22 protein-coding genes are annotated in these 21,553 nt (G+C 67.7%); 9 read left to right on the top strand and 13 right to left on the bottom strand.

Annotated features, from left to right (window positions below; genetic code table 11):
- Positions 1–60: 60 nt before the first annotated feature.
- The 4 genes from treS to HU825_RS05320 all read right to left on the bottom strand — a co-directional run bounded on the left by treS (position 61) and on the right by HU825_RS05320 (position 6,289).
- A complete protein-coding gene (gene treS / locus HU825_RS05335) occupies positions 61–2,130 on the bottom strand; it encodes a maltose alpha-D-glucosyltransferase (RefSeq protein ID WP_234303066.1) in 2,070 nt (689 codons plus the stop codon).
- A gap of 76 nt (positions 2,131–2,206) precedes the next feature.
- Complete coding sequence (locus HU825_RS05330) at positions 2,207–3,721, bottom strand: PepSY domain-containing protein (protein ID WP_234303065.1); 1,515 nt, start codon at positions 3,719–3,721, stop codon at positions 2,207–2,209.
- A gap of 5 nt (positions 3,722–3,726) precedes the next feature.
- On the bottom strand, positions 3,727–5,772 hold the full coding sequence (locus HU825_RS05325) for a TonB-dependent receptor (protein WP_431978446.1): 2,046 nt from the start codon (positions 5,770–5,772) through the stop codon (positions 3,727–3,729).
- A gap of 124 nt (positions 5,773–5,896) precedes the next feature.
- Positions 5,897–6,289, bottom strand: a complete 393-nt coding sequence (locus HU825_RS05320) for a DUF2946 family protein (protein ID WP_138300750.1) — start codon at positions 6,287–6,289, stop codon at positions 5,897–5,899.
- Positions 6,290–6,517: 228 nt separating this feature from the next.
- Between HU825_RS05320 and HU825_RS05315 the strand changes: the two genes are divergently transcribed.
- Complete coding sequence (locus HU825_RS05315) at positions 6,518–6,844, top strand: hypothetical protein (protein ID WP_043294895.1); 327 nt, start codon at positions 6,518–6,520, stop codon at positions 6,842–6,844.
- Positions 6,845–6,899: 55 nt separating this feature from the next.
- Here HU825_RS05315 and pbpG read toward each other — a convergent pair whose 3' ends face one another.
- The gene (gene pbpG / locus HU825_RS05310) at positions 6,900–7,811 is read right to left on the bottom strand and encodes a D-alanyl-D-alanine endopeptidase (RefSeq protein ID WP_138300749.1); all 912 of its coding nucleotides are present in this window, start codon (positions 7,809–7,811) and stop codon (positions 6,900–6,902) included.
- A 242-nt stretch (positions 7,812–8,053) separates the two neighbouring features.
- Here pbpG and HU825_RS05305 point away from each other — a divergent pair, with 242 nt between their 5' ends.
- Both HU825_RS05305 and HU825_RS05300 read left to right on the top strand, forming a co-directional pair.
- Complete coding sequence (locus HU825_RS05305) at positions 8,054–8,365, top strand: ElaB/YgaM/YqjD family protein (RefSeq protein WP_234303064.1); 312 nt, start codon at positions 8,054–8,056, stop codon at positions 8,363–8,365.
- A gap of 12 nt (positions 8,366–8,377) precedes the next feature.
- Entirely contained in the window at positions 8,378–8,989 is a 612-nt protein-coding gene (locus tag HU825_RS05300) for an NAD(P)-dependent oxidoreductase (protein ID WP_234303063.1), read from the top strand.
- Between the two features lie 6 nt (positions 8,990–8,995).
- Here the strand turns inward: HU825_RS05300 and aroE are convergent, their stop codons facing one another.
- Both aroE and hemF read right to left on the bottom strand, forming a co-directional pair.
- The gene (aroE, locus tag HU825_RS05295) at positions 8,996–9,811 is read right to left on the bottom strand and encodes a shikimate dehydrogenase (RefSeq protein ID WP_234303062.1); all 816 of its coding nucleotides are present in this window, start codon (positions 9,809–9,811) and stop codon (positions 8,996–8,998) included.
- Between the two features lie 58 nt (positions 9,812–9,869).
- Entirely contained in the window at positions 9,870–10,787 is a 918-nt protein-coding gene (hemF, locus tag HU825_RS05290) for an oxygen-dependent coproporphyrinogen oxidase (protein WP_054094220.1), read from the bottom strand.
- Positions 10,788–10,942: 155 nt separating this feature from the next.
- Here hemF and HU825_RS05285 point away from each other — a divergent pair, with 155 nt between their 5' ends.
- Positions 10,943–11,920, top strand: coding sequence for a quinone oxidoreductase family protein (locus HU825_RS05285; RefSeq protein ID WP_156715846.1), 978 nt, complete (start codon positions 10,943–10,945; stop codon positions 11,918–11,920).
- A gap of 47 nt (positions 11,921–11,967) precedes the next feature.
- Here HU825_RS05285 and HU825_RS05280 read toward each other — a convergent pair whose 3' ends face one another.
- The 3 genes from HU825_RS05280 to HU825_RS05270 all read right to left on the bottom strand — a co-directional run bounded on the left by HU825_RS05280 (position 11,968) and on the right by HU825_RS05270 (position 14,794).
- Positions 11,968–12,525 (bottom strand): L-threonylcarbamoyladenylate synthase type 1 TsaC, encoded by a 558-nt coding sequence (locus HU825_RS05280; RefSeq protein ID WP_043294901.1) that lies wholly within the window; start codon positions 12,523–12,525, stop codon positions 11,968–11,970.
- Between the two features lie 62 nt (positions 12,526–12,587).
- Positions 12,588–13,679: a DNA-processing protein DprA gene (gene dprA, locus HU825_RS05275; protein WP_054094222.1), complete on the bottom strand. Its 1,092-nt coding sequence runs from the start codon at positions 13,677–13,679 to the stop codon at positions 12,588–12,590.
- A gap of 89 nt (positions 13,680–13,768) precedes the next feature.
- Positions 13,769–14,794 carry a LysM peptidoglycan-binding domain-containing protein gene (locus HU825_RS05270; RefSeq protein ID WP_043294903.1) on the bottom strand — a complete coding sequence of 342 codons (1,026 nt, stop codon included), beginning with the start codon at positions 14,792–14,794 and terminating at the stop codon, positions 13,769–13,771.
- Between the two features lie 148 nt (positions 14,795–14,942).
- Between HU825_RS05270 and def the strand changes: the two genes are divergently transcribed.
- The 5 genes from def (at position 14,943) to HU825_RS05245 (ending at position 19,620) form a co-directional block, all read left to right on the top strand.
- The gene (def, locus tag HU825_RS05265) at positions 14,943–15,449 is read left to right on the top strand and encodes a peptide deformylase (protein ID WP_054094224.1); all 507 of its coding nucleotides are present in this window, start codon (positions 14,943–14,945) and stop codon (positions 15,447–15,449) included.
- Between the two features lie 57 nt (positions 15,450–15,506).
- The gene (gene fmt, locus HU825_RS05260) at positions 15,507–16,451 is read left to right on the top strand and encodes a methionyl-tRNA formyltransferase (RefSeq protein ID WP_234303061.1); all 945 of its coding nucleotides are present in this window, start codon (positions 15,507–15,509) and stop codon (positions 16,449–16,451) included.
- Entirely contained in the window at positions 16,448–17,797 is a 1,350-nt protein-coding gene (rsmB, locus tag HU825_RS05255) for a 16S rRNA (cytosine(967)-C(5))-methyltransferase RsmB (RefSeq protein ID WP_156715842.1), read from the top strand. The genes fmt and rsmB overlap by 4 nt, the downstream gene beginning before the upstream one ends.
- Positions 17,794–19,167: a Trk system potassium transporter TrkA gene (trkA, locus tag HU825_RS05250; protein WP_043294906.1), complete on the top strand. Its 1,374-nt coding sequence runs from the start codon at positions 17,794–17,796 to the stop codon at positions 19,165–19,167. Before rsmB ends, trkA begins: the two co-directional genes overlap by 4 nt.
- Before the next feature lie 135 nt (positions 19,168–19,302).
- A complete protein-coding gene (locus HU825_RS05245) occupies positions 19,303–19,620 on the top strand; it encodes a tetratricopeptide repeat protein (protein ID WP_043295104.1) in 318 nt (105 codons plus the stop codon).
- A 9-nt stretch (positions 19,621–19,629) separates the two neighbouring features.
- Here HU825_RS05245 and HU825_RS05240 read toward each other — a convergent pair whose 3' ends face one another.
- The 3 genes from HU825_RS05240 to HU825_RS05230 form a co-directional block, all read right to left on the bottom strand.
- Entirely contained in the window at positions 19,630–19,896 is a 267-nt protein-coding gene (locus tag HU825_RS05240; RefSeq protein ID WP_043294907.1) for a PilZ domain-containing protein, read from the bottom strand.
- Positions 19,897–19,933: 37 nt separating this feature from the next.
- Positions 19,934–20,821, bottom strand: a complete 888-nt coding sequence (locus HU825_RS05235; protein WP_043294908.1) for a lysophospholipid acyltransferase — start codon at positions 20,819–20,821, stop codon at positions 19,934–19,936.
- A gap of 83 nt (positions 20,822–20,904) precedes the next feature.
- Positions 20,905–21,492, bottom strand: coding sequence for a DNA-3-methyladenine glycosylase I (locus HU825_RS05230; protein WP_043294909.1), 588 nt, complete (start codon positions 21,490–21,492; stop codon positions 20,905–20,907).
- Positions 21,493–21,553: the final 61 nt, after the last annotated feature.

Below are 21,553 nucleotides of genomic sequence, written 5' to 3'. Positions count from 1 at the left end.
GACGGGAGGCGATCGGCGCCGCGCACTATAGCGGCGCGGCGCCGGCCCGCGAAGGGCCGCTCAGATCACCGGCGAGGCGGCGCTGACCACACGCAGGGCGAGGCCTTCGTAGGGATCGAGGTTGAGCGTCAGCTCGCAGTTCTCGGTCAGATCGCCCTCGACCCGCTCGTGGATGATGTCGACCACCGGCCCCGGCGCGACGCCGGGCAGGCAGATCGTCTCGCTGATCGGCGCTGCGCCGAAATTCAGCGCGGTGAGCTGCACACCCTTGCCGGCCGGCAGCTCGTGCACCATCACCAGCAGGCCCGGCGCCTGCACCTCGGGAATCAGGATCTGCCGGCTGGCGGCGATGTCGTAGGCGCGCCGCACACTGAGGATGCGCTTGAGCTGGCAGGCGAAGGAACCGGGGTTCTGCAGCTGCTCGACGAGGCTGCCGTACAGCGCGCGGGCACGCGGCAGACCCTCGGCGGAGGTCTGCGCGTCGGGCGCGAGATCGGCCAGGTCATACGCGCCACGGTTGATCCAGCGCGTGTCGCCGTCGCCCATCAGGTGCGCGACCTGCTCGGGCGCCAGCGGCAGGGCACCGACCAGGTCCCAGCCGGAGAGGGCAAACACGCCCGGCTGCATGGCGTTGAACATCACCAGCAGCAGGTGCAGGCGCTGGATCTGCTCGACCTCGGCCGGCCCGATGGCGTCCAGATCGCGAATGCCCAGCGCGGCGGCGATCAGGCTGGCGCTGGTACAGGCCACGCCATTGGTGACGAACTTGAGGTTGTAGGGCGCCTGCTCGCCGGTCAGGCGTTCATACATTTCCTCGCGGATCAGCTCGCGCAGATGCCCGCCGGGCAGCGTCTGCCCGCGGAAGTGGTAATGATCGTAGGCGTGCAGCGTCCAGAAATGCACCAGCTCCAGGGTCAGCTCGTCGTGGTTCTGCAGCGCGTGGATCAGCGACGCCGGGTCGATGCCGATGGTGTGCATTTCCCTGAGCATCAGCCGCAGGAATTCGCTGTCGCCGGTGAGCAATGCGTGCTGGTAGGCGGGGCGGGTGATGAAGTCGTAGGACAGGTCGGCGCCGCCGTGGGACATGGCCGCGATGTCGTCCAGGGTCAGGTTGAGCTCCTGGAAGCTGAAGCCGCCGGCTTTGCGGATCATGCCGGCGATCAGCTGGTTACCGGTCACCGACAGCGGGTGGCTCTCCGACCAGGCGCTGCCTTCGGCACGCCGCTCGACACCGAGAAAGCCGTTGGCGTCCAGCCGCAGCACGCGCGCGCCGCCGACGTCGATGGCGTGCAAGGCATCGCCGATGATCAGCTGCTGCGCGGCGAAGGTCGGGTCGAGCCAGTTCAGCGACGGCTGGCCTTCCTTGAAGTAGTGCAGATAGACCCAGCGGCGCACCTTGCCGTCGACCCCGGTGATTTCGCCGGTGGCGCTCCAGTCGGTGTCCTTGATGCCGGGCTCGAAGAAGATCACCCGTTGCAGCTGGCCGACGATGTAGTGCTTTTCCTTCAAACGGTCGACCACTGGCGGCAGCAGGTTCACCGCGTCGCGCTCCGGCGGCACCTCGGGCAGCAGCGCCCAGTCTTCCTCGCGGATCTCCACCATGTGGTAGAGGCCGGGATAGTCCTCGTAGGCCATTTCGGCGAGGCGGAAGTCAGCGCCCTTGCCGGTGTGCGCCGGGACGATGTCGTCGATCACCACGGCGTTGTGCGCGGCGGCGACGCGGCTGAGCTGGAGCATCTGCTCCTCGCTGCCGAGCGCCGGGTCGATGTCGAAGCCGATGCGGTCGAAGTTGCCATCCACCGTGGGCGTGTACTCGCGGCCGCGCAGGCCGCCGGAGCGTTTCATCGGGCCGTTGTGGATGCCCTGCACGCCGAGCTCGGACAGCGCGCTCCACAGCCGCTCGTCACCCAGCGTCTGCAGCACCGAGGCGCCGTCGGCGGTGATGATCGCCGCCGGGTAGGCGGTGAACCACACCGAGGCGATCGCACTGGCATCGCGCGGGCGGGCCTGGGCGTAGGGGCGCTGCCAGAGGCGCGACTGGCCGGCGTAGAGGCGCGCGCTCTGGCGCGCCGCGTGCAGCATGGACTGGTCGACCAGCCATTGGATATAGGCGTTGTCCGGGTTGCTCATGCGTCGATCCGTTGGGGCAAGACAGGGCGATATAGCGATTGGAGTCGAGCGCCTCGCCATCGTTGCATCCGCCTGCCTAGCGTGACGGCGCAGCCGCCTTCGCCGCGACCTCCGTGCGCCGCCGCGGTTTGCGCCGCAGCCGCCGCCAGCCGAGCAGCACACCGCTGGCCGCGAGCAACAGCACGCCGGCGCTGCCCGCCAGCAGCAGGCCGTCGCGCAGCCACGGACGCTGCAGCAGCGGCAGCCAGTCCCAGCTGTGCAGCAGCTTGAACACCCAGCGCACCGCGCGCCGACGCTCGTCGAGCTGCTCGATCACCGCGCCGCTGTAGGGGTCGATGTGCAGCCAGGTCGCCGCCGGATCGTCGAAGCGCACGCGCAGCACCGGCAGGCGGCGCGGCAGGTCGCTGTACAGGCTGGGCTCGCTGCGCGCGTAGTAGTGTCGGTCCGCCTGTTCGAGCCAGTCGAAGGTTGGCGCCAACTCGGGCCAGGCCTGCTGCACCGCGCGCTCCAGCTCGGCGCGCGGCAGCCGCAGCCGCGCCGCGGCGTCGCCCAGTGCCAGCAGGCGCGTCTCGCCTCGGGCATCGCGACCCAGCAGGTAGGGCTCACCGGCGAGCATGTACCAGTCCAGCTCGACCGCCTCGATGCCGGCCTCGCGCAGGCGCTGCAGGCTGCTGTGCAGATCGTCGGACAAGGCGTCGAGCGGCAGCGGCGCGCCCGCCAGCGTCCCGGCGCTGATGCCCGAGCGGCTCTGGAACAGCCCCCAGGGTTCCATCGACAGCATCCCGCTGAGCAGCCAGAGCAGCAGCACGCCGCCGCCGAGCAGGCCGCCGACATGGTGCACGCGCCCGACGCCGCCTGGGTAGGGCGAGCGCGAACCGTTGCGGTAGCGACCGGCGAAGCGCCAGCGCAGCACGCCGACCAGCAGCCCGAGCAGCACCATCAGCCCCGCCAGCAGCGCACCGTAGACCAGCGCCACGGCCCAGGCCGCCTTGGGCAACACCTCGCGCAGCGGATACAGCCAGTGCAGCCAGGCGCCCAGGTAGTTCCAGGCACGTTCCCGCGCGGTCGCGTCGCGTACCACCAGCCCGGTATGGCTGGAGACGTAGAGCAGACGGCCTTCGGCGTCCGCGCTCTGCACCCGGTACAGCGGCCGTTCGCGCGCCAGCGCGTGGTTGCGCGTCCAGGCGTCCTCCTCGATCAGGTCGAGGAGCCGAACCGCGGCGCCCCCGGCGAACTGCCGCGCACTGGCCAGTGCCTCGCCCGGACCGATCCGCTCGATGCGCCGACCGCTCTGTGCATCGACCGCGATCAGCGGGCCGTCGCCGTGATCGAGCAGGTATCGCGGCGAGCCGCCGGCGCTGGTCAGGCGCAGACGGCTCGCTGGGCGTGCGCCGCCCGCGGCCGCCAGCGCCACCCCGGGTGCGACGCAGCAATCGCCGGCCAGCGGTGCCAGCCGCGCCAGGTGCTCGGCGCTGGTCAGCTTGGGATAGCCGACGTAGAGCATCACCATGCCGCTGACGATCCACAGCAGCACGAACACGCCGAGGACGATGCCGAGCCAGCGGTGCGCCAGGAACAGGTAGCGCTTCATGCCGCTCAGAAGTCCAGGGTCACGGCGGCGTACAGCGCGCGGCCGTCACCCGGCGCATGCAGCGACTGCACGCCGTCGTACCAGACGTACTCGTAGTAGCGATCGGTGAGGTTCTTCAGCTGCAGGTCGACGGCCAGCTGCTCGGTCAGCTGGTAGTTGGCACCGAGGTTGAACAGCACATAGCCGCCGTAGGTGCCCTGGGTGTTCTCGCGCTCGAGGTAGTAGTCGGTCTGGCCGTTGAGCCAGGCGCTGAGCTGCAGGTCCGGCGTCGCCTGGTAGGTGCTGCCGGCCGAATACAGGCGCTGCGGCACGTGATCGATCTCCTGGCCCTGGCTGGCCGGCAGGCTCGGGTCGGCTTTCTCGATCTCGGAGAACTGCCAGGAGTGCGCCAGCCACAGGCTCAGCTCCGCGCTCGGGTAGAGGTTGAGCTGGGCGTCGTAACCCCAGCGACGCGTCTGCCCGAGGTTTTCCGATTCGCCGCTGGGGTCGTTGAGCCGGCGCCGCACTTCGTCGGAGGCGACCTGCTCCCAGTAGGCGATGCGGCCGTCGAGCCAGGGCGTCGGATTGAACTTGATGCCGGTCTCCCAGCCGTCGTTGATCGACGGCGACAGGTCGGTGGTGCGCGGCGGCACCTTGTACGCCGCGGCGCCGGTGCCGATCTGGAAGGTGCGGCCCCAGTTGCCGTAGAGGCTGAGCGCCTTCACCGGGGTGTAGACCAGGCTGATCTTCGGCTGCTCGATGCTGCCGTAGTCGTTGATCGAATAGTCCTTGCCGGTCAGCTCGTCGGTGTAGTCGCCCTCGATGCGATCAACGCGAAACGCCGGGATGAGCTTCAGCGACTCCACCGGCTGGATCACCGCCTGCAGGTAGGCGCCGTAGCTGTCGTAGTCGAAGCGCTGGTCGCGGGTCTGCGTCACCGGCTCGCGTTCGACGGTGGTAAAGCGCTCGCTGCGGTTGCGTTGCTGCTCGGTGTCGAGCCCGCCTTCGAGGGAAAAGTCATGCAGCCAGGCCACCTCCGGACGGTAGGTCAGCGAGCTGCGCGCACCGTAGTGGCGCTCCTCGGTGGTGCGCTGCTGCTGCGGCGCCGACTGCGAGAAGCGCACCCAGCGGTCGTCGTCCAGGGTGTTGAGCCAGACCTTGGTGGCCCACGACAGATCGGTGGCCAGCTCGCTGTCCAGGTGCAGGCTGAGCTGGTTCATCTCGCGCTCGCCCATGTCGGTGGCCGACAGCGCGTAGGACTCGCGCGGCGAGCGGCGCGCATCCTCGCGTGACAGGTAACCCGGCTCGTTGGCATCGGCCTGGTAGTGGCGGGCGATCAGGCCCAGGCGCCAGGCGGCGGCGTCCGGTTGGTAGAACCACTTGCCGGACAGGCTGGTGCGCTCGGCGTCGGCGTGGTCGCGATAGCCGCCGCTCTTCTGCTGGCCGATGAAGTAGTTCTGCGTCCAGTTGCTGCCCTCGATGCCCTTGGCCACCTGCAGTTCCTGGGTGTCGAAGCTGCCGTAGCGCAGCCGCGCCTTGCCGTATTCGCCGCCGGTGCGCGAATGCACGGTGACGTTGCCGGCGATGTTGTACAGGCCGTAGCGCGGGTCGTTGGTGCCACGCACCACCTCGATGCCGTCGATCTCCAGCGGGAACAGCATATCCAGGTAGGGCATGTTGCCGTCGTTGCTGTTGCTCGGAATGCCGTCGATCAGCAGCTTGACCGCGTTGACCTCGCCCTCGCCATTGAAGCCGCGGAACGACAGCTTGCCGGAGCTGGTGCCCTGGCCGAACTCGGTGAGCATCACGCCCGGCGCGCGGCGGAACAGTTCCCAGCTGTAGAGCACCGGCTGCTGCTCGAGGATGTCGCCGCCGAGCAGGTCGACCGAGCTGATGACGCTGCTGGTCTGCAGCGGACCGCTGCCGTCGGCGGTGACGGTGCTGCTGCCCAGACTCAGGGCGGAGTCGGCGCGGTTGTCGGCGTGCGCCATTGCGCAGAGCGACAGCAGGGCCGAGCTGGCCAGCAGGCAGGGCAGGGTGGAGTGGCGCGGGGCGCGCGGGTGAAAGACCATCGATGAGTTTCCTTGAAGCGATTCGTGTCCCGACGCTCAAACGCCGGGTGATCGGGTACGGGCGCGCGGCCACAGCCGCGGCGGCAAGTACGGTTCGATGAACGAAAGGGCCGGTCGGCCCGCTTCAGGCGAGGGGGGATGCGCGCGGGTTGAGCGCCGGCCATTGCTGGCGCGGCGCTGGCAGCGATGCGGGCTCGGCGGGCAGGCGCACCCGCAGCAGGGCATGTGGATCGGGCAGCGACGGCGTGGCACTGGGCAGAACGGCGAGCCCGGCGAAACCGGCACCGCAACAGCACTGCGGCATGCTGGCGTGGTGCGCAGCCGGCCCGGAATCGTGCTGATCGGCCGCCGCCTGCGCATGGCCGGCATGTTCGAGCTGCTGCGCCAGCGGACAGTAGCCGCCCCAGCCGAGCAGGCGCTTGGTCTCGGCCGACAGGCTGCCGGCAAGCGGCATCGCCAGCAGATGCAGGAGCATGGCCGCGAGGGCAATCCAGGCTGTCGTACGGCTACGGCGCATGAGCGATCCGCGGGTGGAGGAGGCGAGTGATCTTAAGAATTAATATCAACTAATGAAATTGCGCAAACGCAAGAAATTCGCGCGGAGGCTTCGCAGGGTGCGGCATTGCGTCGCAGATGGGACAGGGCTAGAGTGAAATCGAGCGCGGCATTCGCAAGCCGCCTCGTCCACGCCACCCGCAGTGTCCTGCGGATGATGGCCGAGCCCTCTGGAATAAGGATCGCAGCCATGAAATCGTCATCCCCACTGGCTTCCCTGTTGATCAAACGCCCGCTGGGCGTGGTGTTCTGGCTCTATGGCGTGATCCCCAGCCAGATTCTCTGGGGCATGGCGCTGTTCGCCTATTTCAACGGCGCCTCGCTGGCGACCAACCTGCTGATGTTCGGGCTGATTCTCGGCTACACGGCCTGGATCATCATGGAAATCTGGCTGTGCGCCGACAACGTGCGCAACAGGCTTTATGGCGACATGGCGCGACTGCTGACCGCCGCCTGGGCGATCAATAGCGTGCTGCTGGTGTTCTTCCTGTTCGTCCAGCGGCTCGGCTCACTCTGAGCCGGCAACCATAAAAAAACGCCGCGATGCGGCGTTTTTTCATTTCTCCATCCTGCTACTGCGCGGCCTGCAGCATCTGTTGGCGCTGGGCCATCTTCTGCTGCTTGTAGGCCAGCGCCGCCGCCGGCACCGGCGTGACGGCACCGGTCTCGACCCACTTCTTCAGCCGGTTGGCGTCGGCCATGTGCGTGTACTTGCCGAACGCATCCAGCACCACGAAGGCCACCGGGCGCCGATTCATGGTGGTGCGCATCACCAGGCAATGACCGGCGGCGTTGGTGAAGCCGGTCTTGGTCAGCTGGATGTCCCAGTTGGGCTTGCGCACCAGCGCGTTGGTGTTGCGAAAACCGAGGGTGTAGCTCGGCTTGCGGAACGCCACGGTCTTCTCGGTGGTAGTGCTGAACTGCTCGATCAGCGGGTAATGCTGGCTGGCGCGGATCAGTTTGACCAGATCGTTGGCGCTGGAGACGTTGCGTTCGGAGAGCCCGGTCGGCTCGACGTAACGCGTGCTGCTCATGCCCAGCGCCCGCGCCTTGGCGTTCATCGCCTGGATAAAGGCGCCGTAGCCGCCCGGGTAATGGTGCGCCAGGCTGGCCGCCGCGCGGTTCTCCGAGGACATCAGGGTCAGCAGCAGCATGTTGCGCCGGCTGATCTCACTGCCCAGGCGCACGCGCGAGTAGACGCCGCGCATCTCGACCGCTTCGCGAATGGTGACCGGCAGCACCTGGTCCAGCGGCAGCTTGGCATCGAGCACCACCATCGCGGTCATCAGCTTGGTCACCGAGGCGATCGGCACCACCAGGTCGGGATTGCTCGAATAGAGCACTTCACTGGTCCGCAGGTCGACCAGCAGGGCGCTGCCGGATGCCAGTTCCTGCTGGCCCTTGGGCGCGGCGCAGGCCAGCGTGGCCAGCACGATACCGCCGCATCCCAGCAGCAGCCCCAGGAACGATTGACGTAGCTTCACGGATTTCACCCACAGAAAGGTTCGGAAACGGGACGCGCCGCAACGACAGACGCGGCGCGCAGTATATGCGCGCCCCAGGCGGACCGCAGCTTTCGCGTGCGATGCGCCGAGGCCGCAAGCATCGACTACGCTGAGCGTAGCGCGGCCCGCTCAATCGCGCTGCCCCGTTCCTGGGCGGAGTGGCACCTTTGGTAGGGCGCAGAGTCCAAATTGGCTCACATCGATTGCAGGGGAGGCCTCACATGTCGCGATTCAGCCACACACCCACCACGCGTGCCGAAGTCCAGCACGAGATCGATACCCTCATGCGCGCCCTAGACGAGCTCAGACACGACGCCACGCGCGGCTCCCGCCACGGTCTGCAGGATCTGCGCTCGCGTGCCGAAGCGCTCTGGCACGACACTCACTGGGATGAGCACTGCGCCGACCTGTCGCGGCGTACCCGCGATGCCAGTCGCATGGCCAAGGATTGCGCCCGCGCGCATCCGTGGACCACGGTGGCACTGGCCGCCGGTGCCTGCGCGTTGATCGGCTATCTGGTCACGCGGCGCTAAGAGACGGCCGCCATGCTCAACGCCGAAACGCCACGCCTGAAGTTCGCGCTCTACGGAGCGCATTCCAGCCTGGGCAGTGCCGTGCTCTGCGAACTGCTGAGCCGGCAGCACGAGGCTGTGGCCCTGCTCAACGACTGCAACTCGATCACCGCGCGTCCCGGGCTGCGTACCAAGCCCGGCGACCTGTTCGACGTCGCCAGCGTGGCGCGCAGCGTGGCCGGCATGGATGGCGTGATCTGCCTGTTCGACAGCCCGTCGGTGCCCAGCGCCCCGGACGCCGCCATCGTCGGCCAGCCGCAGGACCTCTACCAGGCGGTGTACACGCTGCTCAACGGCATGACCGAAGCCGGTGTCGAGCGCCTGATGCTGGTGGCCGACTTCGCGGCGCATGCAGAGGAATCGGAACTGGACGCCGCGCTGAAGCTGATCGCCTCGCACCCGCTGAAATGGACGCTGGTGGATGCCGGCACGGCGGGCGAGGAGCTGTCCATCGATGATCTGAGCGACGTCGCCGGGCTGCCGCGCAACGATCCACGCGTGCAGCTGCGCCGCATCGCCGCCGGCATGCTCGACGAGCTGGAGCGCCCGCAACACCTGCACCAGCGTATTCAGTTCCGTCTCTGAGCGCCCTCAGCCGGCGAGTTGGCGGCGCAGTTCGGCGAGCACCGGCGCGGTTTCGGGACGCACGCCGCGCCACAGCTCGAACGCCGCCGCGGCCTGTTCCACCAGCATGCCGAGGCCGTCACGCACCCGGGCGCCGCGCGCGCTCGCCCACTGGCAGAACGCCGTCGGCGCGGCCGCGTACATCATGTCGTAGCAGAAGGTCCGGCCGGGAACGATCAGCGCGTCGGCCAGGGGCGGCACGTCACCGCCCAGGCTGGCCGAAGTGCCGTTGATGATCAGGTCGACCGGGGCCGGCACGTCGGCGAAGCTGCAGGCAGAGATCGGCCCGAGTTCGGCGAATTCGGCGGCCAGCTGTTCGGCCTTGGCCGGCGTGCGGTTGGCGATCAGCAAGGCGGCAGGGCGCTGTGCCAGCAGCGGTTCGAGCACGCCACGCACGGCACCGCCGGCGCCAAGCAGCAGCACGCGCCGGCCGGCCAGCTCGATGCCGGCGTTGCGCAAATCGTTGACCAGGCCGACGCCATCGGTGTTGTCGCCGAGCAGGCGCCCGTCGGCGAGCTTCTTCAAGGTATTGACCGCACCGGCGCGGCGGGCGCGCTCGGTCAGCTGGTCGACGAGGCGATAGGCCTGTTCCTTGAACGGCACGGTGACGTTGGCACCCTGACCGCTCTCGAAGAACGCCCGGGCGAATGCCGGAAATTCCTCCAGCGGCGCCAGCAGCGGGTCGTAGCGCAGCGCCTGGCCGGTCTGCGCGGCGAACAGCGCATGGATCTGCGGCGACTTGCTGTGGCCGATAGGATTGCCGAAGACGCCGTAGCGGTCCATCCAGAATTCCTTCTACATCAACGAGTTATTTTTACGGGCATTAGGCGCAGGGTTGTACTCAGGAGCACTCTGCCAGCCAATCGCGGTCCTTGAGGAAGTATTCGGTCAGCCGAGCTTCGGCCGAACCGGCTTGCGGCTGCTTGTCATACCCCCAGCTCACCCGCGGCGGCAGTGACATCAGGATCGATTCGGTGCGCCCGCCCGATTGCAGGCCGAACAGCGTGCCGCGGTCATAGACCAGGTTGTACTCGACGTAGCGGCCGCGGCGCAGGGCCTGGAATTCGCGCTGGCGCTCGCCATAGGGCGTGTCCTTGCGCCTGCGGACAATCGGCAGGTAGGCCTCCAGATAGGCATCGCCGACCGCGCGCAGGAAGGCGAAACAGGTATCGAAGTCCCACTGGTTGAGATCGTCGAAGAACAGACCGCCGACCCCGCGCGGTTCGTTGCGGTGCTTGATGTGGAAATAGCGGTCGCACCATTCCTTGTAGCGCGGATAGACGTCGGCGCCGAACGGTGCACAGGCATCGCGCGCGACCCGGTGCCAGTGCACGCAGTCTTCCTCGACGCCGTAGTAGGGCGTGAGGTCGAACCCGCCGCCGAACCACCAGACTGGCTCCTCGCCTTCCTTCTCGGCGATGAAGAAGCGCACGTTGGCATGCGAGGTCGGCACGTGGGGGTTCTCCGGGTGGATCACCAGCGATACACCGAGCGCCTGGAAGCCGCGCCCGGCCAGCTCCGGCCGATGCGCGCTGGCCGAGGGTGGCAGGCCGGTGCCGAACACGTGGGAGAAGTTGACCCCACCCTTCTCGATCAGCGCGCCGTTCTCGATCACACGGGTGCGACCGCCGCCCCCGCCGGGCCGAGTCCAGGCATCCTCGATGAAGCGCGCGCGGCCATCTTCGGCCTCCAGGGCGGCGCAGATGCGGTCCTGCAACGAGAGCAGGTAGGCTTTGACGGCTTCGGTTCGAACGTTCACGAATCACCTTGCGAATGACGGCACCGCGCGCGAGCGGAGCCGGGCGCAGGGGTGTCGGGGCGTGGATCGGGCCGGCAAGCATAGCATCCGCTCGATTGACTAAAGCAGGCTCGGCAGGTTGGATAGGTCTCTTTGATCCCCAGCAGGAGCCTGAGATGTCGCAGCGCATTCAATTCCGCCAGCACGGCGGTCCCGAGGTTCTCGAACTGGTCGACGCGCCGGTGGCCGAACCGGGGCCGGGCGAAGTTCGCGTACGCAATCACGCCATCGGCCTGAACTTCATCGACACCTATTTCCGCAGCGGCCTCTACGCACCGCCGAGCCTGCCCTCGGGGCTGGGCAACGAAGGCGCCGGGGTGGTCGAGGCAGTGGGCAAGGGCGTCACTGCCTTTCAGCCCGGCGACCACGTTGCCTATGGCACCGGACCACTGGGGGCTTACGCCGAGCATCACGTGCTGCCGGCGGGGAATCTGGTGAAGCTGCCGGACTCGATCAGCTTCGAAGAGGCTGCCGCGGCGATGCTCAAGGGCCTGACCTGCCAGTACCTGCTGCGCCAGACCCACCCGCTGCAGGCCGGCGATACCGTGCTGTTCCACGCCGCGGCCGGTGGCGTCGGCTCGATCGCCTGTCAGTGGGCCAAGGCGCTGGGCGTGCGGCTGATCGGGGTGGTCGGCTCGGCCGAGAAGGCCGAACGTGCGCGGGCGCTGGGCGCCTGGGCGACCATCGACCGCAGCCGGGAAGACGTCGTCCAGCGCGTGCTGGAGCTGACCGACGGACGCAAATGCCCAGTGGTCTACGACTCGGTGGGCAAGGACACCTGGGAAATCTCGCTGGACTGCGTCGCCCCGCGCGGATTGCTGGTCAGCTTCGGCAACGCCTCCGGCGCCGTCACCGGGGTGAACCTCGGCGTGCTGGCGCAGAAGGGCTCGCTGTTCGTCACCCGGCCGACGGTCGCCGGTTATGCCGACTCGCCCGAACGCCTGCAGGCGATGGCCGATGAGCTGTTCGCGATGATCGAAAGCGGCCGGATCCACATCGAGATCGGCCAGCGCTATCCGTTGCGCGACGCCGCCGAAGCCCAACGCCGCCTGGCCGCACGGGAAACCACCGGCTCGACGATCCTGCTGCCGTAACGGCGCACCGCGCGGGCGCCTCAAGTCGGAGGCGCAATGACCGGCCGCTAGCTCGCGCGGATCACCTCGCCGCTGCGCACGTCGCGGATCGTGCTCGGATTGCGTCGCCCGCCCAGCGGACCGTTGAGGACGGCGTCCAGCTGGCCGGGGAAGTACTGCTCGACCCGCAGCCGCGAACGCGCGGCCGGGCGACCGGCAGGGTTGGCCGAGGTCGATACCAGCGGCCCGGTCAACGCGCAGAGCCTGGCCACCAGCGGATGATTGCTGACCCGTAGCGCCACGCTGTCATGCTGACCGGTGATCCATTCCGGCAGCCGTTCACGGTGCGGCACCAACCAGGTGTTCGGCCCCGGCCAGGTGCCGACGAGGCGATCGAGCCAGCGTTCGGGCAGATCATCGAGGAGGAAGTCGAACTGGTCGATGTGCGCGGCGACCAGGATCAGGCCCTTCTCCATCGGGCGCATCTTCAGCTCCAGCAGCCGCTGGACGGCGTCCGCAGCCCACGGGTCGCAACCCAGCCCCCAGACGGCCTCGGTCGGATAGGCGATCACGCCACCGGCCCGCACTACCCGGGCGACCTGTTGTATACGCCAACTGCCGATCATGGCGACCTCCATGCAAAAGACCGCGGCAGTGTACCCAAGCTCACGGGAAAATCACCTGACGCTCAAGGTTGGCGCGCGCACCAGAGGCCGTTTTCGTTGGCGACCAGGCCGTCCAGCTCGAGGTCGGTGAGCTGGGCCAGCAACTGCGCCAGCGGCAGCTGTGCCTCTGCCGCCAGGGCCTCGCTGGTCATCGGCGCGGCAAGCAGTGCGGCAAGCAGCGGATGCGAAGCCGGCGCGGCTGCCGGCAGGTCGGCCGGTGCCAGCTGCCGCCAGCCACGCAGGCCTTCGAGCACGTCCTCGACGCTTTCCACCAGCGTCGCACCCTGGCGGATCAGCTGGTGGCAACCGCGCGCGCCCGGATGATGGATCGAGCCCGGTATCGCGTAGACCTCGCGCCCCTGCTCGGCCGCCAGGCGGGCGGTAATCAGCGAGCCGCTCGACGGGCTCGCCTCGACCACCAGCACGCCGAGCGCCAGGCCGCTGATGATCCTGTTGCGCCGCGGGAAGTTGCCGGCCTGCGGCGGGCAATCCAGCGGCAGCTCGGACACCAGCGCGCCACCGCCCTCGACGATGGCTTCAGCCAGGCACAGATGGCGCTGCGGATAGAGCCGCTGCAGGCCGGTGCCGAGTACGGCGACGGTCCTGCCGCCCGCATCCAGCGCACCCTGATGCGCGGCACCGTCGATGCCCAGTGCCAGTCCGCTGGTGATCACGAAGCCGCCACCGGCGAGGCTGCGCGCGAACGCTCGGGCATTGTCCAGCCCCGGCCGCGACGCGCGGCGGCTGCCAACCATCGCCAGTTGCGGCTGCTCGAGCAGCGTGGGATCACCGGCGACGAACAGCAGTGGCGGCGCGTCGGCCAGTTCGCCGAGCAGCGCCGGGTAGTTCGGGTCGTCCCAGCACAGCAGATGATGGCCCGGCTGCTCGAGCCAAGCCAGCGCGGCACTGGCTCGCTCGCGAACGGCATCGCTACGCCGCGCTTCGGCACAGCCGGCCGGCAACCCCAGCGAACGCCAGGCACTGGCCGGCGCACTCAGCGCCGAAGCGGCATTGGCGAAGGCTCCAAGCAGGCGCTGCCAGCGGCGCGGCCCCAGCTCGGGCAGCAGATGCAGGCGTAGGCGGGCATCGAGTTCGGCAGGCGAGAGGGACGGCATGGGCGAGCACTCCTTGCTCAGCACACCGCATCCGTGCGGTGTTTTTTGACGGTGGATAGAACAAGCCCCGCATCGGCGGGGCTTGTGGTTCAGGGGTTGCGGATCTTGTCGCGCACCGCCAGCGAGCGGGTGGCCTGCAGCACCAGGCCGTAGCTGAGCTTCTCGTAGGTGCGAAAGACCATCAGCAGGCCGGAGCGCTCGTCGGGAATCTTCACGTTCTCGCCGGTCACCCGGTCGCGCACGGTTTCGCCAGTCTTGTACACGGCCAGCACGTTACCGTCTTGCAGGCCATCACGGCGACCCTTGTTCAGCGTCACCACGTCGAACTGGCCGATCTGGGTCACGCCGCGCGGCACGTCGATGATCAGTCCATCGATTTCGCTGGCCGGCGCACTGGGCATGAAGGTGGAATTCACCGAACGCTCTTCGCTGGCGAACAACCGGTCGCCGAGGCGTACTTCCTGGCTGGTGCGGCTGAGCTGCAGGGTGGCGATGTCGCCTTCGCGCTCGACGATTTCCGCCGTGCCGACGTCGTCGGCGTTGATGCCAAGGAACTCGCCGCTGTCCGGATCGACGTAGCTCTTGCCCTGACGGAAGATGCCGTATACCGGGATGTCCTCGGCGAACGCGCCACGCCCGTAGACGCGGTCACCGGCGCCGCTGACCACGCGCTCGGCATTGCCGGCAACGATGTACGGCGCGCCCTTGAACTGTTCTTCGCTGTCGACGATGCGGTTGCTCAGCAGGAAGCTGTTGATCGCCTCCAGCGGAATGGTCGGGATGGCGTCGGCCATCGGTGTGGTGCGCACTGTCGGCGAAAGCTTGATGGTGCCGCGCGAGGCGCCGCGGTTGAGCACCAGCCGCGGCTGGCCGTCGATGTAGACCAGGCTCAGGCTGTCGCCGGGATAGATCAGATGCGGGTTCTCGATCTGCGGGTTGGCGTGCCAGAGTTCCGGCCATTTCCAGGGTTCCTTGAGGAAGCGCCCGGAGATGCCCCACAGGGTGTCGCCTTTCACCACGGTATAGCGCTGCGGATGGTCGTCCTTCAGCTGCACCGCGGCCTGGGCGATACCGCCCACCGCCACCAGCAGCAGGGCGAGTAGTGATTTCCTCATGTGGTGAATCCCTTTATGATGTGCCTTCGCCTGAAGCGCCCTAGCGCCGCGGAACCCTTGTGGAATGCGGCGTGAAGCCGGTTTCCGAGCTGCCGGGCATCTTAGCAGCGGCTTTTGACTTTATTCCATAAGTGCATCACAAACGCATATGGCCATTCTGAACATCCTTGAGTTTCCCGATCCGCGCCTGCGCACCATCGCTAAACCGGTGGATGTGGTCGATGACGGCATCCGTCAGTTGATCGACGACATGTTCGAAACCATGTACGAGGCACCGGGAATCGGCCTGGCCGCAACGCAGGTCAACGTGCACAAGCGCGTGGTGGTGATGGACCTGTCCGAGGACAAGAGCGAACCGCGGGTATTCATCAATCCCGAATTCGAAGCGCTGACCGAGCAGATGGACCAGTATCAGGAAGGCTGCCTGTCGGTGCCGGGCTTCTACGAGAACGTCGATCGCCCACAGAAGGTCAAGGTCAAGGCGCTGGACCGCGACGGCCAGCCCTACGAGATCATCGCTGAGGGCCTGCTCGCGGTGTGCATCCAGCACGAATGCGATCACCTCAACGGCAAGCTGTTCGTCGATTACCTGTCCAGCCTCAAGCGCGACCGGATCAAGAAGAAGCTGGAAAAACTGCACCGCCAGCAGGCTTGATCACCGTTCCCCCGAAAGGCTTGCTACGGCAGGCCTTTTTTCTTAGCGAGCCCCCCCATGACCCAGTCCATGCGCATCGTTTTTGCCGGTACCCCGGAGTTCGCCGCCCAGCATCTGCAGGCACTGCTCGATGCGGGCCGCACTGTCGTTGCCGTCTACACCCAGCCGGATCGCCCCGCCGGGCGCGGGCAGAAGCTGGCGCCGAGTCCGGTCAAGCAGCTCGCCGTGCAGCACGGCATCCCGGTGTATCAACCGCAGACCCTGCGCGATCCGGCGGCGCAGGCCGAGCTGGCAGCGCTGCAGGCCGATCTGATGGTGGTAGTCGCCTACGGCCTGATCCTGCCGCAGGCGGTGCTCGACCTGCCGCGCCTGGGCTGCATCAACAGCCATGCCTCCCTGCTGCCGCGCTGGCGCGGCGCGGCGCCGATCCAGCGTGCGATCGAAGCCGGCGATGATGCATCCGGCGTGACGGTGATGCAGATGGAAGCGGGGCTGGATACCGGACCGATGCTGCTCAAGGTCAGCACGCCGATCACGGCCGAAGACACTGGCGGCACGCTGCACGACCGCCTCGCCGCACTCGGCTCGCAGGCCGTGGTGCGGGCAGTCGACGCACTGGCTGCCGGCACACTGCAACCCGAGCCCCAGGACGATGCCCTCGCCACCTATGCGCATAAGCTGAGCAAGGACGAGGCGCGCATCGACTGGCGCCGTCCGGCGGTCGAGCTGGAACGGCTGGTCCGCGCCTTTAATCCGTGGCCGATCTGCCACACCACGCTTGGCAGCGATGCGCTGAAAATCCACGCTGCGCGCGTCGGCGCCGGGCAGGGCGAGCCGGGACACATCCTCGAGGCGAGCAGGCACGGGCTGACCGTCGCCTGCGGCGAGGGCGCGCTGAGCCTGACCCGCCTGCAGCTACCCGGCGGCAAGCCGCTGGACTTCGCCGACCTGTACAACAGCCGCCGCGAGCAGTTCGCCGCCGGCCAGGTCCTCGGCCAATGAATCCGCGCCTGGCGGCGGCCCGTGCGCTGAGCGTCGTGCTGTCGGGCAAGGCCTCGCTGGGCAGCAGCCTGCCCGAGGTGCTCGGCAAGGTCGATGCGCGCGATCGCGGCCTGACCCAGGAGCTGGCCTTCGGCACTGCACGCTGGCAACCGCGGCTGGCCGGGCTGGCGGCCAAGCTGCTGCAGAAACCGTTCAAGGCCGCCGATCACGACGTCGAGGCGCTGCTGCTGGTAGGCCTCTACCAGTTGCTGCACACCCGCATCCCCGCGCACGCCGCCATCGGCGAGACGGTCGGCTGCGTCGACAAGCTGAAGAAGCCCTGGGCCAAGGGTCTGCTCAATGCCGTGCTGCGCCGCGCCCAGCGCGAGGGCGAGGCGCTGCTGGCCGAGCTCGAGCACGACCCGGTGATCCGCGTCGCCCATCCGCGCTGGTTGCAGAAGGCGCTCAAGGCGCATTGGCCGGATCAGTGGGAAGCGGTCTGCGCCGCCAATAATGCGCATCCGCCGATGATGCTGCGGGTCAACCGTCGCCAGGGCAGCCGCGAGCAGTATCTCGCCGAGCTGCAGGCCGCCGGCATCGAAGCCTTCGCCTGCGATTTCAGCGAAGACGGTATCCGCCTGGCCAGCCCCTGCGACGTGCAGCAGCTGCCCGGCTTCGCCGACGGCCGCGTCAGCGTACAGGACGAAGCCGCGCAGCTGGCCGCCGGGCTGCTCGATCTCGGCCCCGGCCAACGCGTGCTGGACGCCTGCTGCGCGCCGGGCGGCAAGACCTGCCACTTGCTCGAACGCGAGCCGCAACTGGCCGAGGTGGTCGCCCTGGATCTGGAACCCAAGCGGCTGGCCCGGGTACAGGAAAACCTCGACCGCTTGCAGCTCAGCGCCCGCCTGCTGGCCGCCGACGCCCGCGCCATCGACCAATGGTGGGACGGAAGGCCGTTTCAGCGCATCCTGCTCGACGCGCCCTGTTCGGCGACCGGTGTAATTCGCCGGCATCCGGACATCAAGCTGACCCGGCAGGCCGAGGACATTCCACCGCTCGCCGCGCTGCAGGGCGAGCTGCTCGACGCCTTGTGGCCGACGCTGGAGGTCGGCGGCGTGCTGCTTTATGCGACCTGCTCGGTGCTGCCGACCGAGAATCGCGAGGTGATCGCCGCCTTCCTCGCCCGCACGCCGGGCGCACGCGAGCTGGACCTGCCCGCCGGCTTCGGCGTGACGCAGCCGCACGGGCGCCAGCTGCTGCCGCAGGTCGACGGTCACGACGGTTTCTACTACGCAAAGCTGATCAAGATCGCCGCGCAGCCACGTGGCGTATCCGGCGCTAACGCCGTTTCGGGAGTCCAGTCTTGAAGATCATCATCCTCGGCGCCGGCCAAGTCGGCGGCACCCTCGCCGAACATCTCGCCGGCGAAGCGAACGACATCACCGTGGTCGACACCGATGGCGACCGCCTGCGCGACCTCGGCGATCGCCTGGACATCCGCACCGTGCAAGGGCGCGCCTCGTTCCCCACCGTGCTGCGTCAGGCTGGCGCCGACGATGCCGACATGCTGGTGGCGGTGACCAACAGCGACGAGACCAATATGGTTGCCTGCCAGGTCGCCTACACGCTGTTTCACACCCCAACCAAGATCGCCCGGGTGCGCGAGCCGGCCTATCTGGTACGTAGCGGCCTGTTCAACAACGAGGCGATTCCCGTCGACGTACTGATCAGCCCCGAGCAGGTGGTCACCAACTACATCAAGCGGCTGATCGAACACCCCGGCTCGCTGCAGGTGATCGATTTCGCCGGCGGCAAGGCGCAGCTGGTAGCGGTGCGCGCCTACTACGGCGGCCCGCTGGTGGGTCAGGAGCTGCGCCAGATCCGCCGCCACATGCCCAACGTCGATACGCGGGTGGCGGCGATTTTCCGCCGCAACCACGCGATCCTGCCGCAGGGCGACACAGTGATCGAAGCCGACGATGAGGTGTTCTTCATCGCTGCCAAGGGCCATATCCGCGCGGTGATGAGCGAGATGCGCCGTCTGGACGAGAACTACAAGCGCATCGTCATCGCCGGCGGCGGGCACATCGGCGAACGGCTGGCCGAGGCCATCGAAAGCCGCTATCAGGTGAAGATCATCGAGATGAACCCGGCGCGCTGCCGTTATCTGTCGGACGCGCTCGACAGCACGGTGATCCTGCAGGGCAGCGCTTCGGATCGCGATCTGCTGGTGGAAGAAAACATCAACGATGCCGACGTATTCCTCGCGCTGACCAACGACGACGAGGCCAACATCATGTCCTCGCTGCTGGCCAAGCGCCTCGGCGCGCGCAAGGTGATGTGCATCATCAACAACCCGGCCTACGTCGACCTGGTGCAGGGCGGCGATATCGACATCGCCATCAGTCCGCAGCTGGCGACCATCGGCACGCTGCTCACCCATGTGCGGCGCGGCGACATCGTCAGCGCGCATTCGCTGCGCCGCGGAGCGGCCGAGGCCATCGAAGTGGTCGCCCACGGCGATGCGCGCTCGAGCAAGGTGATCGGCCGCATGATCAGCCAGATCGCCCTGCCGCCCGGCGCCACCATCGGCGCGGTGATCCGCGACGAAGAAGTCCTGATCGCCCACGGCGACACGGTGATCGCTTCCGGCGACCATGTGATCCTGTTCCTCGTCGACAAGAAACACATCCGCGACGTGGAACGGCTGTTCCAGGCCGGCCTGACGTTCTTCTAGACGGCCGTCGCCGGCGCACCCGCGTGAAGGCGGTGCGCCGCCTCAGACCAATGGCGTATGCTGCCGGCCTTGCCCGGCAGAGGCCGTGCACTACAGTGTGAAAAGCACCGCGCACTCTGCGCTAAGGGTCTGATGATGCTCGAATCCCTGGAAAAGATGCTCTCGCAAGGCATGGACAACCCGATGCTGCGCTTCGGCCTGGGCAAGGGTTATCTGGATGCCGGCGAGCCGGGCCGGGCGGCCCTGCATCTGCGGCGCTGCGTGGAGCTCGATCCGAAGTATTCGGCCGCCTGGAAGCTGCTCGGCAAGGCCCTGCAGGCCGACGACGACATCGCCGGCGCACGCCAGGCCTGGCAGCAGGGCATCGCCGCCGCCGTCGCGCGGGGCGACAAGCAGGCGGAAAAGGAAATGACGCTGTTCCTGCGCCGCCTCGACAAGCTCACGCCTGACTGAGCGCGCGCGTCAGTCGTCCTGCAGAAAACGCAGGCCGGCGCCTTCGGCATCCACTCGCATCACTTCCAGCCGCAGCACCGGCGCCGGGATCGGCAGATCCTGCACCTGGCCGGTCACCACGCTGCCAGGCGCCAGCGCCGCCAACTCGGGATGCCTGATGTAGACGCCGCCATCCGACAGATCGCGGGTGTGCGCGAAGACATCGCCGAAGGCGGGATGGCTGATGCGAATCCGGCATTTCATGCTGGTGCGCGGGTACTGGCGTTGGTTGCTCATGCTTGCTCGTCCTTGTTGTCGTTATCGTCTGGCCCGCTCAGTACCAGCGTTTCTCCCCCGGCGGGCGCTTCTTGAAGCGCTTCATCGTCCACATGTACTGGCTCGGATAAGCGCGCACGTATTTCTCGATCGTCGCGCTCATGGCCGCCACGGCGGTTTCCACATCCTCGCTGTACATACCTTCGGGCGCCGCTTCGAGGATCACCTTGAAGCCGGAACCATCCTCCAGGCGCAGTGCGTGCAGGAACACGCCGACCGCCTTGCCGCCGGCGAGCATGCCGGGCACGAACTTGCTGGTCAGCGCCTGGATGGCGAAGAACGGCACGAACAGGCCGCTGCCTTCGCTCGGCTCGGGATCGGCCGGGATGCCCACCGAGCCGCCGCGGCGGACTTCCTTGATCACGCTGAGAATGCCTTCGCGGGTCGACGGCGCGACACGGTTGCCCAGCTGCACGCGCTGCTCCTGCAGCAGATCGTCCACCGCTTTGAGCTTCGGCGGACGGTAGAAGATGATCGGCTTGCACTGCGCGCAGTAGAAGTGATTCAGCACCTCCCAGTTGCCCAGGTGGCTGGTGATGCCGACCACGCCCTTGCCGGACGCCAGCGCCTGTTCCAGCACGTCGAGGCCTTCGACCTGCTTGATCAGACCGAGGGTCTTGTGCGCCGGCCAGATCCAGGCGCAGGCACTTTCGGTAAAGGTCTTGCCGATATCGCGCAGGGTGCGGCCGAGCAGGGCGTCCAGCTGCCCGGCGTCGAGTTCGGGAAAGCACTTGTGCAGGTTGGTCCGTGCGACCTCACGCGAGCGATTGGGCAGTTTCCACATCAGCCAGCCGATTGCCGAGCCGAGCCCCTGCACCGCCGGCCAGGGCAGCATCGCCACCAGGCGCAGCGCGCCGACCACCAGGGCACCTTTGAGTTTTTCCACGCCGCACTCCGGTAGCAAAAACGCGAGTTTACCTGCTTGCGCCGGACAGGGTGGAGCGGCGGCGTTCCACCGCCACGCGATCGCTAAACGTCATCCGCACGCCACGTGCCGAGCGGGATCGGTCCAGCCAGTGCGGCATGCCGCTCGCAGTCGATCAGATGGTCCATGACCATGCCGCAGGCCTGCATGTAGGCGTAGCAGATGGTCGGACCGACGAAGCTGAAACCAGCCTTCTTCAGCGCCTTGCTCATGGCCTCGGCTTCGGCGGAGACCGCCGGCACCTGATCGATGCGCGCGAAGCGGTTGATCTTCGGCGCACCACCGACGAATGACCAGACGAAGCCGGCCGGATCGTCCAGCCGCAACCAGGCGCAGGCGTTGCCACGCGCGGCTTCGAGCTTACGGCGGTTGCGAATGATGCCCGGGTCCTGCATGCGCTCGTCGATCTCGGCGTCGCTCATGATCGCCAGACGCTCGGCATCGAAACCGAACAGCACCTGCCGGTAGCGCTCGCGCTTGCGCAATACGGTGATCCAGGAGAGCCCGGCCTGGAAGGCTTCGAGCAAGAGGAATTCGAACAACACCTGTGGGTCGCGCGTCGGCACGCCCCATTCGTGATCGTGGTAGGCGATGTACAGCGGGTCGCTGCCGCACCAGTTGCAACGTGGCATAGCCATCCTCGCGCCGGCGTGCCGTGCCCGGAAACCGTCGCAAGCGCAGGGGCGCGGGAGG

Source organism: Pseudomonas phenolilytica (assembly GCF_021432765.1).
Classification (GTDB): Bacteria; Pseudomonadota; Gammaproteobacteria; order Pseudomonadales; family Pseudomonadaceae; genus Stutzerimonas; species Stutzerimonas phenolilytica.
Note: the sequence above shows the minus strand (reverse complement) of the source record. Positions and strands in the feature narration are given on the sequence as shown.